This window comes from Amycolatopsis sp. NPDC089917 (assembly GCF_040684635.1).
Lineage (GTDB): Bacteria > Actinomycetota > Actinomycetes > Mycobacteriales > Pseudonocardiaceae > Amycolatopsis.
Genome location: NZ_JBFBGL010000070.1, coordinates 1 through 15,554, shown reverse-complemented (window position 1 = coordinate 15,554; position 15,554 = coordinate 1). Strand labels below are relative to the sequence as shown.

At 69.3% G+C, this 15,554-nt stretch carries 16 protein-coding genes; 11 read left to right on the top strand and 5 right to left on the bottom strand.

The window, feature by feature from the left end:
• The first annotated feature begins 168 nt into the window (after positions 1–168).
• From AB0N89_RS34475 to AB0N89_RS34450, 6 genes are all read left to right on the top strand, one after another.
• Positions 169–1,095 (top strand): helix-turn-helix transcriptional regulator, encoded by a 927-nt coding sequence (locus tag AB0N89_RS34475; RefSeq protein ID WP_364213678.1) that lies wholly within the window; start codon positions 169–171, stop codon positions 1,093–1,095.
• Between the two features lie 121 nt (positions 1,096–1,216).
• On the top strand, positions 1,217–2,032 hold the full coding sequence (locus tag AB0N89_RS34470; protein ID WP_364213675.1) for a serine hydrolase: 816 nt from the start codon (positions 1,217–1,219) through the stop codon (positions 2,030–2,032).
• A gap of 41 nt (positions 2,033–2,073) precedes the next feature.
• Positions 2,074–2,547, top strand: a complete 474-nt coding sequence (locus AB0N89_RS34465) for a hypothetical protein (protein ID WP_364213672.1) — start codon at positions 2,074–2,076, stop codon at positions 2,545–2,547.
• A gap of 306 nt (positions 2,548–2,853) precedes the next feature.
• Positions 2,854–3,216, top strand: coding sequence for a hypothetical protein (locus tag AB0N89_RS34460; RefSeq protein ID WP_364213741.1), 363 nt, complete (start codon positions 2,854–2,856; stop codon positions 3,214–3,216).
• Positions 3,099–3,554: a universal stress protein gene (locus AB0N89_RS34455; protein WP_364213669.1), complete on the top strand. Its 456-nt coding sequence runs from the start codon at positions 3,099–3,101 to the stop codon at positions 3,552–3,554. Before AB0N89_RS34460 ends, AB0N89_RS34455 begins: the two co-directional genes overlap by 118 nt.
• 324 nt (positions 3,555–3,878) lie before the next feature.
• Positions 3,879–4,436 (top strand): HAD family acid phosphatase, encoded by a 558-nt coding sequence (locus AB0N89_RS34450; RefSeq protein WP_364213666.1) that lies wholly within the window; start codon positions 3,879–3,881, stop codon positions 4,434–4,436.
• 117 nt (positions 4,437–4,553) lie between these two features.
• On the opposite strand, the gene AB0N89_RS34445 is transcribed toward AB0N89_RS34450, so the two are convergent.
• Positions 4,554–5,144 carry a YdcF family protein gene (locus tag AB0N89_RS34445; protein ID WP_364213663.1) on the bottom strand — a complete coding sequence of 197 codons (591 nt, stop codon included), beginning with the start codon at positions 5,142–5,144 and terminating at the stop codon, positions 4,554–4,556.
• A gap of 98 nt (positions 5,145–5,242) precedes the next feature.
• On the opposite strand from AB0N89_RS34445, the gene AB0N89_RS34440 reads away from it, so the two are divergent.
• A complete protein-coding gene (locus AB0N89_RS34440) occupies positions 5,243–6,640 on the top strand; it encodes a serine/threonine-protein kinase (RefSeq protein WP_364213660.1) in 1,398 nt (465 codons plus the stop codon).
• Positions 6,641–6,724: 84 nt separating this feature from the next.
• Here AB0N89_RS34440 and AB0N89_RS34435 read toward each other — a convergent pair whose 3' ends face one another.
• Positions 6,725–7,111, bottom strand: a complete 387-nt coding sequence (locus AB0N89_RS34435; protein ID WP_364213657.1) for a VOC family protein — start codon at positions 7,109–7,111, stop codon at positions 6,725–6,727.
• 107 nt (positions 7,112–7,218) lie between these two features.
• Between AB0N89_RS34435 and AB0N89_RS34430 the strand changes: the two genes are divergently transcribed.
• The 3 genes from AB0N89_RS34430 to AB0N89_RS34420 all read left to right on the top strand — a co-directional run bounded on the left by AB0N89_RS34430 (position 7,219) and on the right by AB0N89_RS34420 (position 10,343).
• Complete coding sequence (locus AB0N89_RS34430) at positions 7,219–8,199, top strand: VCBS repeat-containing protein (RefSeq protein WP_364213654.1); 981 nt, start codon at positions 7,219–7,221, stop codon at positions 8,197–8,199.
• 471 nt (positions 8,200–8,670) lie between these two features.
• Positions 8,671–9,582, top strand: a complete 912-nt coding sequence (locus tag AB0N89_RS34425; protein ID WP_364213651.1) for an ATP-binding cassette domain-containing protein — start codon at positions 8,671–8,673, stop codon at positions 9,580–9,582.
• Positions 9,579–10,343 carry an ABC transporter permease gene (locus AB0N89_RS34420; RefSeq protein WP_364213648.1) on the top strand — a complete coding sequence of 255 codons (765 nt, stop codon included), beginning with the start codon at positions 9,579–9,581 and terminating at the stop codon, positions 10,341–10,343. The genes AB0N89_RS34425 and AB0N89_RS34420 overlap by 4 nt, the downstream gene beginning before the upstream one ends.
• Before the next feature lie 9 nt (positions 10,344–10,352).
• Here AB0N89_RS34420 and AB0N89_RS34415 read toward each other — a convergent pair whose 3' ends face one another.
• The 3 genes from AB0N89_RS34415 to AB0N89_RS34405 all read right to left on the bottom strand — a co-directional run bounded on the left by AB0N89_RS34415 (position 10,353) and on the right by AB0N89_RS34405 (position 14,425).
• On the bottom strand, positions 10,353–11,855 hold the full coding sequence (locus tag AB0N89_RS34415) for a SulP family inorganic anion transporter (RefSeq protein ID WP_364213645.1): 1,503 nt from the start codon (positions 11,853–11,855) through the stop codon (positions 10,353–10,355).
• 121 nt (positions 11,856–11,976) lie between these two features.
• A complete protein-coding gene (locus AB0N89_RS34410; protein WP_364213738.1) occupies positions 11,977–13,356 on the bottom strand; it encodes an amino acid permease in 1,380 nt (459 codons plus the stop codon).
• 163 nt (positions 13,357–13,519) lie between these two features.
• Entirely contained in the window at positions 13,520–14,425 is a 906-nt protein-coding gene (locus AB0N89_RS34405) for a LysR family transcriptional regulator (protein WP_364213642.1), read from the bottom strand.
• Between the two features lie 72 nt (positions 14,426–14,497).
• Here AB0N89_RS34405 and AB0N89_RS34400 point away from each other — a divergent pair, with 72 nt between their 5' ends.
• Positions 14,498–15,493: a putative sulfate exporter family transporter gene (locus AB0N89_RS34400; RefSeq protein ID WP_364213639.1), complete on the top strand. Its 996-nt coding sequence runs from the start codon at positions 14,498–14,500 to the stop codon at positions 15,491–15,493.
• Positions 15,494–15,554: the final 61 nt, after the last annotated feature.

Below are 15,554 nucleotides of genomic sequence, written 5' to 3'. Positions count from 1 at the left end.
TGGAGCGTGCGGGCGATACGGGCAGACTTGAGTTCGGTAGGGGAGACTGGAATTCCTGGCGCACGTGCGCGACGACCACGATGAGGGCTATCGTCGAACGGGCCAGTTTCCGTCACCGCACTTCGCGAGGCGAATCTCATGCCATCGGAGACGTTCGACAGCCAAGACGTGGGTGAGATCGAAGCGTTCGTCAGCAAGATCTACTCCAAGATGAACATCGGGAACGTCGCCGGCCGCACCCGCGCGCGAATCCGGCGACGCACCCTGTCCGACGAGGTCGTCTTCGACGACGCCGACTACAGCTTCGACATCGGCTACGCGGCGCAACCACCGGACCGGCTGATCATCTGCGACGTCACCCACAACACGATCCGCACCGACAACCGCGGCCGCGAAGACACGTTCGGTCCCGGCGACCAATTCCTGATCGCCAGACCCGATCTCCCGTACGCCGGAGTGGGCCAATGCTCCAGATTGCGGTTCACCCTGGTCGATCCCGACATCCTGAACCGGGTCGCCGGAAGCCCCGACGACGCGGCCGGACCGGTGCGCCTGCTCGATCACCGGCCGGTCTCCTGGCAGGCCCAGCTGCAACTGCAACGCACGATCACCTACCTGCGGGACGGCCTGCTGAGTGAGGAGACCGGCCCGGCGGCGCCGTTGATCGCGGCGGCCGCGAGCCAGTACCTCGCGGCCGGCGTGCTGCTGGCCTATCCGAACAACGCCGTCACGGAGGCCACCGCCGAAGACCGCCACGACGCCCACCCGAACACGGTGCGCCGCGCCGTCGCGTTCATCGAGGCCAACGCCGACCTCGGCCTGACCGTGCCCGACATCGCCCACGCCGCGAACGTCACGCCCCGCGCGCTGCAACTCGCGTTCCGCCGGCACTTGGACACGACTCCCCTGGCCTACCTGCGGCGAGTCCGCCTCGACCACGCTCGCGACGACCTCCGCACCGCCGCGGACGGACGTACCGTCGCCGACATCGCCGCCCGCTGGGGTTTCACCAGCACCCGCTTCACCCAGCTGTACCGCGAAGCCTACGGTGACCTGCCCAGCCAGACCCTCCACGGACGGCACGACAGCGACTGATCCTCACCGGCCTCGCGGCGAGAGTGACCGCCGTCACTGTTCGCCGGGCCGTGGCAACCTCGGGTACTCACGAGCGCCTTCAAGCTCGAGAAGTACCGATACCGGAACCTGGGGGAAACACATGAAGAGACTCTCCGTCATGCTGGCCGCGATACTGGCGGTACTCGCCTTGACACCCGCCTCACCCGCCGGTGCGACGCCCCGCTTCGACCGGGAACTCCAGGCGCGCATCGCACGCGCGCAGGCCTACGCCGACAGCAGGCCCGGTGACACCGGGATCGTCCTGCGCGACCGGTGGACCGGTGCCGTCTACCGGAGCGCGGACGCCGGGACCCTCATCTGGGCCTGTTCCACCCCCAAGCTGGCCATGGTCGTCGACCTGTTGCTGCGCAACGATTCCGGGGCCGTGAAGCTGACCGCCGAGGACCGGGACCTGATCCACCGGATGCTCAACTCCAGCGATGACGCCGCGGCCCACACACTGTGGACCCGGTACGGCGGGGAGGCCGAGTTCGCTCAGCGGTTCCCGTCGTACGGGATGACCGACATGCGGTTCACCGACCAGCACCCGCATCACTGGGGCTGGATCCTGACCACCGCGAACGACCTCGACCGGCTGGTCAACTACGTGCTGACGAAGCTGCCCCGTCAGCACCGCGACTACATCGTCGGCGAGATGCGCACCGTCGACGTCAACCAGCAGTGGGGCGTCTGGGGCGCAGGCCCCGCCGCGCGGCCGGGCAACAAGGACGGCTGGTCCGACGACAACGACGACGGCTCCTGGATCATGAACTCCGTCGGCTTCGCCGGGCCGCACGAGCGATACACCCTCGCCTTGATGAACAACACCAAGGTCATCCAGAACGGCTACGAGACCGGTCAGGAGACCACGACCAGGATCAGCGAGATCCTGTTCAAGGGCTACTTCAAGGGCTGACGACGCTGCGGCCCAGGCGGATTCCCGGGCACGATCGGGTCATGAGCGACGAAGAAACCTCGACGCCTCGACGCTGGTTCCGCCGGCGTGTGGTGATGGTGTCCTTCGCCGTGCCGGTGGTGCTCGCGGCGTTGGGCGGCGCCACGTTCCTTCCCAAGGTGGCGGACCGCTTCGGCTACGCCCTGCCAGGAGAAAGAGGGCTTCCGTACCGGATCCACCACAACGACAGGGACTACCGCAACACCCTGACCTGTGCCGGTGCGCGGTGGTGCGAAGACGGGAAAACCGCGGAACAGCGGGCAAGGCCGTACTGCCGGCCTCTCTCCGAACTGCGCCTCGGGAGGGACGGCCACGACGCGGAGCTGGTGAAGGTCGATGAGGTCTTCACGCTGTTCGGGCCGTCACATCCCGTTTTCGTCACCGGCGTCGTTCCGCCCGGAACGACCGTGACGGTGGTCGTCGTCGAAGCCTCCACCGACTGCTACCTGGTCTACAAGCTGATGGGAGGCCCTTAGCTTCCGCCGTCGCGGATCCGGACGCCCTCGCCGCGGGGCTCGGCGGCGACGCGCCCGAGGTCCCTCGAATCCGGGACCAACGGCACCGGACCACGCGCGTCCGGCCGCCTAGCTTGGGTCATCCGGGCCCTCGCGAGCGGAAAGAGCCGATGATGAACCGAAGCCTCCGGCAGACCGGGCCGATCGTGGTCGGGACCGACGGGTCGGTCGGTTCCCTGGCGGCCGTGGCCTGGGGCGCGCAGGCCGCCGAGCGGCACGACACCTCGCTCGAACTGTGGCACGCGCTGGGTATCCCCCGACTACTACATGGGGTCGATCCCGCCGACCGAAGAACTGCTGCACAAGATCAGGAATCGCGGGGAAACGATCCTGCGCGACGCGACGGACGCCGCCGGTCCCGCCACCGGTACCAACCTCTCCGAGACGTCCGCCGCGCCCGCGCTGATCGCGGCCTCCGGGCACAGCCGGTTCACCGCGATGTTCGGCGGATCGGTGACGACCGCGCTCGCCGGGCACTCGCGCTGCCCCGTGGTGTCCGTCCGGGGTCGCACGTGGGACCTGCCCATCGCGGCGAAACTGCCGGTGGTGACCGGGGTCGACGGGAGCCCGGGGCCGAGATCGCGCTCGCTGCCGCGTTCGACGAGGCCCGCGCCAGGGGTTCGGAACTGATCGCGGTGTACGCGTGGGAGGACGTCCTGACGGCCCGCTGGTTCGGCGACCCCGCGGGCAACTACAGCTGGGGCACCTTCGCCGAGTCCGCCGAACGGATGCTCACCCGGGAGGTCGCGAAGTTCCTCGACGGCTATCCGGATGTCGTCGTACACCGCGTCGTCGTCCACGACGATCCGCGCCAGGAGTTGCCGCGCTGGAGTGTCCAGGCACAGCTGATCGTCGTCGGCAGCAGGGGCCGGGGCGGGTTCCGCGGTCTCCTGCTGGGCTCGACCGGGCAAAGCCTGATCCATCACGCCGCCTGCCCGGTGCTGATCGCCCGTACCGGGAAATCCTGAGACCGCGACGGGATCGGCTTCGGATGGGCCAAGCCCGAGGTCTGTCCGGTTCATGGCTATCGCTGGACGGCTTTCGTGGCATTCGGCGTGCTTTCGGCGGCGACCACCCGACTTCGGTTTCCGCGCTCGTGGCCTGGTTCCCCGCCACCCTTGGCACGGAACGGAAAACCGGCGAGAGGCAGGTCGTCCACTAAGGGAAGCGGGAACGGCGTTTCTCTGTTTACGGATTCTTCCGCCGAAGGTTCCCCGCGCAGTGGTGGCCGGTTAGGTTCGAGGCGCACAGTTCTTGTGCGACAGGCCCACCGCGAGGAAAGAAGGTCCACAGTGAACAGCAGAACCGCCCGCGCCCTGGCCGTCACCACGCTCGCCGGCGCGATGTTCGGCGTCGTGACACCGTCGGCCTCGGCGAGCTCGGTACCGGGCTATCAGACCTGGCTTTCCGACGTGCACACCGCGATGCGGGGCGGCACGACCTACCTCGACGAGCGGATCGCCAAGGGTGGCACCAAGCTGGCCGTCGTCACCGACATCGACAACACCGCGCTCGAAACCTACTACCACCCCGGCGACCCCACCGCCGACGTGCGCGCCTTCATCAAGCACGCCAAGGAAAAGGGCGTCTCCGTCCTGGTGGCCAGCTACCGCAGCAGCGCGAGCAGCGCGAAAGCGGCCCTCGTCGACGCGGGGTACCCCGTGGACCGCGTCTGCGTCCGGAAGAGCTCGGAGTCCCACGCGACCGACACGAAACAGCGCTGCCGCAAGGAATACGCGGCCGCCGGGTACACCATCATCGCCAACGTCGGGAACCGTCCCGGCGACTTCACCGGTGGCAACTACGAAAAGGGCTTCAAGCTTCCCGACTACAACGAGCAGCTCTCCTAGCGGACGGGAGAGAGCGAACCCGGCATGTCGCTGGCCACCAGCGCGCCGCCGAAGCGCGAGCGTTTCCGGCGCCATCGACCGGTCGATGGCGCCGGCCGTTCGAACGCTTCGGAACAGCTAAAGCGAGCTTTTCCACTCGTCGGTTTCGAGACGGCGAAGCGTCCACAGCCCGTACAAGGCGAGCAAGGGCTTGGCGATCAGCCACTCGCCGGGGCGGTAGTCGTCCGCGGGCACGAGTCTTTCGGCGAGATCGGGACGCTGCCGGCGCAAGTACGCGCGGGCCTTGAGCGCGTGAGCCGGTTGGGAGACGATCTTGATGCGGTCGGCGTCTTCGAGCAGCGGGATCACGTTCGTGACGTTCTCCCAGGTCGATCCGCTGTGCTCTTCGAGGAACACCGTGCCGTCGAAACCGAGTACGGACTTCGCGTAGCCGGCCATCACCTGCGCCTCGGACGCGCCGCCGCTGGTCGAGCCGCCGCTGAAGATCATGCGTGCTTCGTCCGCGGCGACGGAACGAAGACCGGCACGGACGCGCCAGCGGTTGACGAGGTTCGCCGTCGCTTGGGGATTCCGGTATCCCAGCACGACGACGGCCTCGGAAACGCCCTGACCGTGTCCCACGAGGGCTCGCGACCAACGCCGGTTCAGCCATTCTCCCCAGCCCAGGACCAGCGCCCCGGCGACCGCCACCCCTGTCCGCCGTCTCATGCCGCGACTCTAGGGCACCTCGTCATCGGCCGACGCGCTCCTCGTCCGGGCGTGAGCGCCCTAAGCTTCCGTACGAATCTGCGGCGGAAGGGTGCGAGATGGCGAACGAGGTACTCCAGGACCGGTACGCCCTGGTCCGGGAACTCGGCCGTGGCGGGATGGGAGTCGTGTGGCTCGCGCGGGATCGGGTGCTGGGGCGCGCGGTCGCGGTCAAGCAGCTCCTCGCGGGCGAAGGCGGTCACGTCGCGTCGACGCGGTTCATCCGGGAAGCCCGTCTCGCCGGCCGGCTCAACAATCCCCGCATCGTCACCGTCTACGACGTCTTCCACCAGGACGGCGTCCCGTACGTCGTGATGGAGCTGCTGGACGGCGACAACCTCGCCGACCACGTCGAGCGGCACGGCCCGCTGCCCGCGCACCGCGTCGCCGAGATCGGGCTCGACCTGCTCTCCGCGCTGACCACGGCGCACACCGCCGGGATCGTCCACCGGGACGTCAAACCCGCGAACGTCATCCTCACCCCGGCCTCGGCCAAACTGACCGACTTCGGTATCGCCCACTCGGCCGGCGACCCGCGTCTGACCAGCACCGGCCTGCTGATCGGCTCCCCCGCCTACATAGCGCCGGAGCGGTTCAACGGCCACGACGCCACGGCCGAATCCGACCTGTGGGCGCTCGGTGCCACCCTCTTCTACGCGGCCGAAGGACGGCACGCGTTCCAGCGAGCCAACCTCGAAGCCACCATGGCCGCCGTCCTCACCGAAAGACCGGTGCTCGCCGGCACCCACGGACCTCTCGCCGACGTCGTCACCGGCCTGCTCGCGCCGGAACGGAACCGCCTGGACGCCGGCTCCACGCGCGCCCTGCTCGAACGTGCCCGCGACGAGACCGGCGCGGTCCACCGACCGCGCCGGTCTCGGAAACTCCTGCTCTGGGGTACCGCGGCCGTCGTGGTCGCCGCGCTCACCGCCGCGGCGATCCTCTGGCCCACCGGCGGAGACCGGCCGAACGCCGCCCCCGGTTCCACGACGCCACCCCCGCCGACGTCGAAACCCTCGACGTCGGCACCCGTCCTGCCACCGTGTTCCATCGACGAGATCGAGGTGTCCGGTGAGGTGGGCCATCGCCCCGCCATCACGATTCCCCGGCACTGCTCCGCGCCGGCCTCGCTGGTCGTCCACGACGTCGCCAAGGGGCGAGGCGGAGAACCGGTCGCCGACCGCGACGACGACAAGCTCACCCTCGACATCAGGACCGAAGCGCTGTCCTGGTCCGGCAAACCGGTCTGGTCGGATTGGAATCTCAAGGTCGCGCCCAACGTCCTGATGGGTCACCGCGCCGGTGACGGCCTCGGCGGAATGCGGCCCGGTGGCAGGCGCACCATCCTCGTGCCACCGCACCACCCCTTCTGGTCGACACTGCACCAGACGGGCCCGGGCACCTCGCCCTGGCCCGCGGACGAACCCGTCGTGTTGGTGGTCGATCTCGTTCGCTGACGTCTCCGATGCGCAGGAACGCGGCGCCGAAGCTCGCGGCCTGACCCCGTCGTCCTGCTCACCGTCGCACTCGTCCAACGCCTCTTAGGCGGCACTGGATCCGTACGGACGGGTGAGGATCTCCAGTATGTGGCCGTCGGGGTCGTCGAAGTAGACGCCCCGGCCGCCGTCGTTGGTGTTGATCTCGCCGGCGCCGCGGTGCCCCGGCCCCGCCCAGTACGGCACGCTTCCGTCGCGGATCCGCCCGAAGATGGTGTCGAACTCGTCCTCCTCGACCAGGAACGCGTAATGCTGCCTGGAGAACTCGTCGGCGCTGCGCATGACGTCGAGCGAGACCCCGTTACCGGTCTGGACCACCAGGAACGGGCCGAATTCGGCGGGTTCGGGCAGGCCGAGGATCGAGACCAGGAAGTCCGCCGTGGCGGCCCGGTCGGTGGCGTTGACGATGGTGTGATTCAGCTGCACTGTCATGAAAGGAACCCTAAAATCTCAAGTTAACTGGAGGTCAACCGGCGCGTCGGTAACGTTTCCCGGCCTGTCACGACTTGTGTACTGCAAGCCGACACGAAGGGGACGTGATGCGCGCTTTGGTGATGGCCGGTGTGGCCGGTCTGCTTACCCTGACCCTCGCTCCGCCGGCGGCGGCGACCTCCGCCGTACCGGAACAGTGGTCCGCCGGACCGTTCACGGCGCAGGTCGCGGTGATGGCCGGAGACGTCGACGGCGACGGCAAGGACGACCTGGTCAGCTACAACACCTATCTCTACGGGTGCTACGTGATGCGGTCGAACGGTTCGGCCTTCCAGCCACAGCAGAACTGGGGCGCGGGCAACTTCCTGAGCACCGGTTTCAACGGCAACGCCAACTTCGTCGGCGACACGGACAACGACGGCCGCGCCGACGCCATCGCCGTCCGGCGGCCCTCGTCCTCGGCGCCGCAGGGCATCTTCGTGGCGAAGTCGATCACCGACTACTACGGCGTGGAACGCTTCGGGACGCCCACGCAGTGGCTGAACAACTACATCGCCGGCGATTTCGGGAACCTGGCCGCGGATCTGGACGGCGACGGCGACACCGACATCATCGGCCTGTTCGACGTGGCCACCCTGGCCGCGCGATCGGACGGCACCAAGTCGCTGCCGCTGATCGCCTGGGCGCCGCCCATCCGCGGCGGGAAGGTGACCCTGGCGGCGGACGCGACCGGTGACGGCAAGGCCGACTTCATCCTCGTCGACCAGAACGGCACGCGGGTCGTGACCGGCTCCGCGAACCGCTGGTTCGACGCCCCGGTGTCCTGGTCGACGACTCCCTTCTACGGCACCAAGAAGACCCTCACCGCGGACATCGACGGCGACGGCGACGCGGACCTCATCGCCGTCAACGACACCGATGTGCAGGTCATGCGCTCCACCGGTTCGAGCTATTCCGCGCCGGAAGTGTGGTACGCGGGTTCCTTCTCCGGCACGAAGGAGACCCTCACGGCCGACGTGGACGGTGACGGAGACGCGGACCTCGTCGCGGTGAACGCCGACGACGTCTGGGTGTTGCGCTCGCAGTAGCTCTCAAGCACCGCCTGCCCTCGCGAGTCGCTGTCGCCACCGCAGTGGGCGCAGCGACTCGCGAAGCGCGGGCACCGCTTGGCGTTTCGTGGCCTCCTGGAACTCGTACAACGCCGGCGCGAGCGCCCGGTCGAGGCGCCTTGCCCGCCGGTGGGCCGCATCGCGTGCACGGCGTCCCCGAGCGCCGTCACCGCCCGCACCGGCCACGGGGTGAGATCGGCGTCCGGATCGGCGGCGTAGCAGGGAAAACGGGTGACCTGGGCGGGGTCGGAGTGATCGAGCAGCGTGGCTCGTCAGCGCCACCGGATGGCGCGTCCGCCGCCACACCGGCCCGGCAGGTCGGACCTCCGGCGGTCAGACGAGGGTCTGACGACCTCACCGCGACGCCGGGCGAGTGCGACCTCGGGCGCACGGAAGACTTCGCCCCTCGGTCCGATTCGCCCATCACGGTGGCGGGACAGCATTTCCGTCATGATTGAGATCAGGGAACTGACCAAGCGCTACGGCCCGACGGTCGCCGTGGACAACCTGTCCTTCCGGGTCGAACCCGGCCACGTGACCGGTTTCCTCGGCCCCAACGGCGCGGGCAAGTCGACCACGATGCGGGCCGCGCTCGGCCTGGACACGCCGACCTCCGGCGCCGCGTTGATCGACGGACGGCGTTACGCGGCCATCGACCGTCCCCTCCACCGAGTAGGCGCGCTGCTGGACGCGTCGGCCGTGCACGGCGGCCGCAACGCCTTCGAGCATCTGTACTGCCTGGCCCTCGGCAACAGGATACGGAAAGCGCGGGTGCGCGCGGTGCTGGACCGGGTCGGCCTCGGCGGGGTGGCGGGCAACCGGATCGGAGGCTTCTCCCTCGGCATGAAACAACGGCTCGGGATCGCCGGGGCACTGCTCGGCGATCCCGGCGTCCTCCTGTTCGACGAGCCGGGCAACGGTCTCGATCCGGAGGGCATCCGGTGGATCCGCGACCTCATGCGCTCGCTGGCGGCCGAGGGCCGGACCGTGCTCGTCTCCAGTCACCTCATGAGCGAAATGGAGCTCACCGCCGACCGGATCGTGGTCATCGGGCGGGGGAAGCTGATCGCGGAGGCGTCGATCCGCGAACTCGCGGAACGGTTCCGGCGTGACGTGCTGGTGCGCACGCCGGACGTCGCCGAGCTGACCCGCCTGTTGCGATCGGCCGGTTGCGCCGTCACCCACCTGCTCGACGGAAGTCTTGCCGCACAAGGGCTCGACGCCGTGACCATCGGCGACATCGCCATGCGGCACCGGATCGCCGTGCACGAGCTCACGCCGCGCAGCGACTCCCTCGAAGACGCCTACCTCAAACTCACCGACGACAGCATCGAGTACCGCGCGGAAAGGACGACCTCGTGATCGACATCATCGCTTCGGAGGCGGTCAAGGCGAGATCGGTCCGTTCGACGCGTGTCCTTCTCGTCTCCTCGGCCGCGGCCGTTCTCGTCGGCGGACTGATGGCCCTGATCTCGGCCGGCGCCTGGGACGCGGCCACCCCCGACGAACGCTCCCATTTCGGCGGCCTCGGTGACGGAACCTCGGTCCTCACCGTCGTGCAGCTGTGCCTGATGGCGTTCGGCATCCTGACCGCCTCGTCCGAGTACTCCACCGGGATGATCCGCACCAGTCTCGTCGCCGTCCCGGTGCGGCGGAAACTTCTGCTGTCCAAGGCCTCGGTCGTCGCGGCGATCACCCTGATCGCGGGCGAGGCGATCGCGGTCGCGACGTTCTTCCTGAGCAGGTTGCTGATCGGCGGCCGACCCATCGGCTCACTGTCCTCTGTGGACACCGGGCTTCCGGTGATCCTGGCCGAGGGCCTGCTCATGATGGTCGTCGCGCTGATCGCGGTCGGCCTCGCCACGATGATCAGGTCCACCGCCGGGACGCTGGTCACCATGGCGGTGCTGCTCTTCGCCCTCCCGATGCTGCCGCAGCTGCTGGTGCCCGCGCCCTGGGGCGGCCGGATCGCCTCGGTGCTGCCCTCGGAGCTGGCGGGCCAGCTCAGCGGGGCGGCGACGGAGACGGTTCTCTCCCCGTTGGGCGCGCTCGTCGCGATGGCGGTGTGGGTGGTCGCGGCGCTCTACGCCGGTCTCGTCGCCATCACGCGGCGAGACGCCTGATCGAGGCGGTCAGTGGCCACCGACGAGTTCGCCGGACAGCTTCTCGTGCATCCGGGCGCTGTGCCTGTTCAGGCCGACGATTTCGACGGTCTTGTCCCGTGCTTCGTACTTGGCGGTGATCGCGTCGAGGGCGGCGACGGTGGAGGCGTCCCAGATGTGGGCGTCGGTGAGATCGATGACGACCCTGGCCGGATCGTGCGCGTAGTCGAACCGGTGGACCAAGTCGTTGCTGGAAGCGAAGAACAGTTCGCCGGTGACGGCGTAGACGACCTGGGTTCCGTCCGGGTCGAGGGCCGAGGTGACGTCGACCAGACGCGCGACCCGGCGGGCGAAGATCACCATCGCGACGATCGACCCGACCACCACGCCGATGGCGAGGTTGTCGGTGGCCACCACGACGCCCACGGTGACGACCATGACGATGATCTCCCCCGCGGGCATCCGCTTGAGGGTGGCCGGGGCGACGCTGTGCCAGTCGAAGGTGCCGAACGCGACCAGGACCATGACGGCCACCAGGGCTGCCATCGGGATCCGCGAGACGAGCGGGCCGAACACGACGCACAGGACCATCAGGAACGTCCCGGCCAGGAACGTCGAGAGCCGGGTCCGGGCGCCCGAGGTCTTCACGTTGATCATGGTCTGCCCGATCATCGCGCAGCCGCCCATGCCGCCGAAGAAGCCGGTGACGACGTTGGCCACCCCCTGGCCGATCGCCTCGCGGGTCTTGTTGGAGCGCGTGTCGGTGATGTCGTCGACCAGCTTCGCCGTCATCAGCGACTCCATCAGCCCCACCAGCGCGAACGCGAGCGCGTAAGGCGCGATCAGGCCCAGGGTGGCGAAGGTGAACGGCACGTCCGGCATCCCCGGCGTCGGCAGCGAGGACGGCAGCGTGCCCTTGTCACCGACCGTCGGGATCGCGATCCCCGCGGCGATCGTCAGCGCCGTCAAGGCCACGATGGACACCAGCGGCGCGGGAATCACCTTGGTGAGCTTGGGGAACAGCACCATCAGCACGAGCCCGCCCGCGAACAACGGGTACACCGGCCACGGCACGTCGATCAGCTCCGGCACCTGCGCCAGGAAGATCAGGATGGCCAGGGCGTTCACGAACCCGACCATGACGCTGCGCGGGACGAACCTCATCAGCTTGGCCACGCCCAGTGAGCCGAGCACGATCTGGAACAGGCCGCCCAGGACGACCGTGGCGACGAGGTACCCGAAGCCGTGCTCCCGGGCCAGCGGCGCGACGACCAGCGCGATCGCCCCGGTCGCGGCGGAGATCATCGCCGGCCGTCCGCCGACGATCGAGATCACCACCGCCATCGTGAACGACGCGAACAGCCCGACACTCGGGTCGACGCCCGCGATGACGGAGAACGAGATCGCCTCCGGGATCAACGCGAGCGCGACCACGAGACCGGCAAGGATTTCGGTGCGCGCCACCTTCGGCGACGACCACGACGGACGCGTGCCGCGCAGCCGCGCCGACACCTGAGTCACGAGACTCGACACAGACGGACAACCTGACTTTCCCGGGCGCCACGCGAGACGCGGAACACCTTCGCACGATGGACCGGCGGGCATGATCGTCACCACCGTCGACGGCGTTCACCTTACGTCAAGGGCCGCCGGGTCATTCCCGGACGGCCGCCGGGGCCGCGTCCCGCTCGGGTCCGACGGGGGCGGGCTCGGCAGGCACCCCGGCCACGGGCTTGCCGCGACGCCTGCGGAACTCGAAACCGATGAGGATCAGCACGAGCGTCACCGCGCTGAGCCAGAACTGCGAACGGGTCGACGGCAGCAGCGCCATCGCCAGGATCACCCCGGCCATCAGCGCGATGGTCGCGTAGCTCAGCCACGGGAACAGCCACATCTTGAGCGCGAGCTTCTCGGGGGCCTCCCGTTCCAGCCTGCGGCGGAGCCGCACCTGCGCGAGCGCGATCGAGAGGTACACGAACAGCGCAACGGCACCGTAGGAGTTGACCAGGAACTGGAAGATCAGGTTCGGCGAGGTGTAGGCGGCGATGACGGACACGTACCCGATCACCGTCCCGGCCAGGATCGCGCGCCTCGGCACACCGCTGCGCGAGAGCCGGGTGAACGCCTTCGGCGCGTCGCCGTTGCTGGTGAGCGCGAACAGCATCCGCGACGAGGTGTACAGGGCCGAGTTCAGGCAGGACAGCACCGCGGTCAGGACGATCGCGTTCATGATCGTCGCCACGGCCGGGATGCCGAGCACCTCCAGCACGGCCGCGTACGGGCTGACCGCGGTCGCCGGATCGTCCCAGGACTTGATCGCGACGACGAGGAACACCGAACCGACGTAGAACAGCACCACCCGGAGGATGATCGACCGCATGGCCTTCGCGACCGCTTTCTTCGGCTCCGCGGACTCGGCGGCGGCGATGGTGACGATCTCCGCGCCGGTGTAGAAACCGATGCACGGGACCACCGCCGCGAGCACCGCGCCGATGCCGAGTGGCGCGAATCCGCCGTGGGACACCAGATTCGAGACGCCGCCGTGGGCACCCGGCCAGAAACCGAACAGGTACAAGGCGCCGACGGCCAGGAAGACGACGATCGCGACGACCTTGATCGAGGAGAACCAGTACTCGAACTCGCCGTAGGAGCGGGCCGAGACCATGTTGGTGCCGGTGAGGATCAGGAGCAGGCCGAGACTGAGCACCCACAGTGGCACGTCCGGTACCCACAGCTGCAGGATCCGGCCGCCCGCGACGGCTTCGACCGCCACGACGATGACGAAGAAGTACCAGTACATCCAGCCGACGGCGAAGCCCGCGCGGTTGCCGAGCGCTTCCCTGGCGTAGACGTAGAACGACCCGAGCGCGGGTTTGGCGATCGTCATCTCCGCGAGCATGCGCATGATGAGCACGGTGATCAGGCCCGCGATGAGGAACGAGACCACCGCGGCCGGACCGGCCGACTCGATGACCACGCCGCTGCCGACGAACAGGCCGGCTCCGATCACGCCACCGAGGGCGATCAAGTTCATATGTCGCTGCTTGAGCCCTGGTTTCAGGCCGCTGCTCTGTGCCGGGTCGGACGCTGAAGTCACGTCTCCTCCTTCTCGCACGCACCGCCGGAGCGGTGGCGCTGGGAGCTCCATTGTGGTTCCGGTCACCGTAGGAACAAGTCGGGCCCTGGGCGAGTGCCAGTTACGATGTGGGACAGGGGTCCAGATCCCGGCGTACCGCCAGGGCGAGCAGTTCCGCCGCGGGACCTGCCTGGCGCCGCCCTTCCGGCCAGACCGCGCGCAGCACGCGGCCGAAGTCCACGCCGTCGACCGGGACGGTCACCAGCCCGCTTTCCGCGACGTCCAGCTCGCTGATCACCGCGGGGCCGGCTCCCGCGACGACGGCGTTGCGGACGGCGGAGGCGGAACCCAGTTCCAGCAACGGTTGCACCGGTCCCACCCCGGCCCGGCGCAAGGCGGCGTCGACGGTCTCCCTGGTCCCGGAACCGGGTTCCCGCACGATGAGCGGCGTGCCCGCCAGCTCCGCCGGAGTCAGCGGACGACGGTCGCGCGCCCAGGGATGGGCCTCGGAGACGACCACCACGAGACGATCGGCGGCGACCCTCAGCGACGTCAGGCCGGGCAGCGCGCCGGGCGACTCGACGAAGCCGACATCGACCTTGCCCGCGCGGGCCAGTGCGGCGGCCTGCCCCGAATTCGTGACCACGAGGCCGAGATCGAGGCCGGGATTCGCGCGTTTGAGCTCGCCGATCCACGCCGGGACCAGGTGTTCGGCCGGTGTCATGCTCGCCGCGACCCGGAGCCCGGCTTCGTGCCGGGTCCGCAAGGCCGCGGCGCCGTCGAGCAGCCCGCCGAGTTCGGTGAGCACGCGCCGCGCCCAGCCCACGATCACCCGGCCGTCCGGGGTGAGCGCGGAACCGCGGCGGGTCCGGTCGATCAGCACCAGGCCGAGTCTGCGTTCCACAGTGGACAGTCGTTTGCTCGCCGACGGCTGCGCCATCCCGAGGACGGCGGCGGCCTGGGCGATGCTGCCCAGCTCGGCGACGAGCATGAGCAGGCGCAAGGCGTCCAGCTCCGGTGCGGTCATAGCCGAAGTGCATGACCTACCCGTCGCTCTCCCGGCTACCGGGGCGGACCTCTCCGGACGACGCTCGTCGACATGGGCACCATCACCGCGCGGCGAACGAAGCCGCATCTGACCGGTCTGGCCGTCACCGCCCTCGGGGTGGCTGTCGCGTACCTGCTGAGCAGCGCGGTTCCCGTGCTCAGCGCGCTCACCCTCGCCGTCGTGCTCGGGGTGCTCGCCGGTTCGCTGCCGGTGCTGTCGGACGGCACCCGGCAAGCGATCGCGAAGGTGACGAAGAAGCTCTTGCGCGCCGGGGTCGTCCTTCTCGGTTTGCAACTCGCGCTCCCGTCCGTGCTCTCCCTCGGTCCCGGCACGCTGCTCGCGGTCGTGCTGACCGTCGGCCTCACGTTCCTCGGCACGATCGGGATCGGCAGGCTGATCGGCGTGCCGCGCGGGCTCGCGATGCTGGTCGCGACCGGGTTCTCGATCTGCGGCGCGTCGGCGATCGCGGCGATGGAAGGCGTCGTCGAACGCGAGGACTCCGACGTCGCGACCGCGGTCGCCCTGGTCACCTTCTACGGTGGCCTGGCGATCGCGGCGGTCCCGCTCCTCGGCGGCTGGCTGGGGATGGACGCGCTGCGGATCGGCGGCTGGGCCGGGCTGGGCGTGCACGAGGTCGCCCAGGTGGTCGCGGCCGCCACCCCGGCCGGGACCGCCGCCGTCGCGGTCGCCGTGGTGGTGAAACTGAGCCGGGTCGTCCTGCTGGCCCCGATGGTCGCCGCGGTCAGCGTGCGCGAACGCCGCCGCCGTCCGTCCGCGGGCGGGAAGCGCGCCCCGCTGGTCCCGTTGTTCGTCCTCGGTTTCCTGGCGATGGTGGTGGTGCGGAGCACCGGGATCCTGCCGGGCGTCGCGCTCGACGTCGCCAAGGTCGTGTGCACCCTCCTGCTGGCGGGAGCGCTGTTCGGGCTGGGCTGCGCGGTGCGGATCGGCGCCCTGATCCGCACCGGCGGCCGGGCGCTGCTGCTCGGCCTGCTCTCCACGCTGCTGGTCGGCACCATCGCCTACGTGGCCCTGGCCCTGCTCGGCTAGTCCGCGTTCCGTGAAGGCCTCCTTGAGGGTCTCTGGGTCCCTCAAGGAGGCCATCACGGAA

Coding starts and splice junctions, on each gene's coding strand:
- AB0N89_RS34470 (WP_364213675.1), top strand. CDS start 1,217: ATGAAGAGACTCTCCGTCATGCTGGCCGCGATACTGGCGGTACTCGCC.
- AB0N89_RS34465 (WP_364213672.1), top strand. CDS start 2,074: ATGAGCGACGAAGAAACCTCGACGCCTCGACGCTGGTTCCGCCGGCGT.
- AB0N89_RS34460 (WP_364213741.1), top strand. CDS start 2,854: ATGGGGTCGATCCCGCCGACCGAAGAACTGCTGCACAAGATCAGGAAT.
- AB0N89_RS34445 (WP_364213663.1), bottom strand. CDS start 5,144: ATGAGACGGCGGACAGGGGTGGCGGTCGCCGGGGCGCTGGTCCTGGGC.
- AB0N89_RS34440 (WP_364213660.1), top strand. CDS start 5,243: ATGGCGAACGAGGTACTCCAGGACCGGTACGCCCTGGTCCGGGAACTC.
- AB0N89_RS34435 (WP_364213657.1), bottom strand. CDS start 7,111: ATGACAGTGCAGCTGAATCACACCATCGTCAACGCCACCGACCGGGCC.
- AB0N89_RS34430 (WP_364213654.1), top strand. CDS start 7,219: ATGCGCGCTTTGGTGATGGCCGGTGTGGCCGGTCTGCTTACCCTGACC.
- AB0N89_RS34425 (WP_364213651.1), top strand. CDS start 8,671: ATGATTGAGATCAGGGAACTGACCAAGCGCTACGGCCCGACGGTCGCC.
- AB0N89_RS34410 (WP_364213738.1), bottom strand. CDS start 13,356: ATGAACTTGATCGCCCTCGGTGGCGTGATCGGAGCCGGCCTGTTCGTC.
- AB0N89_RS34405 (WP_364213642.1), bottom strand. CDS start 14,425: ATGACCGCACCGGAGCTGGACGCCTTGCGCCTGCTCATGCTCGTCGCC.
- AB0N89_RS34400 (WP_364213639.1), top strand. CDS start 14,498: ATGGGCACCATCACCGCGCGGCGAACGAAGCCGCATCTGACCGGTCTG.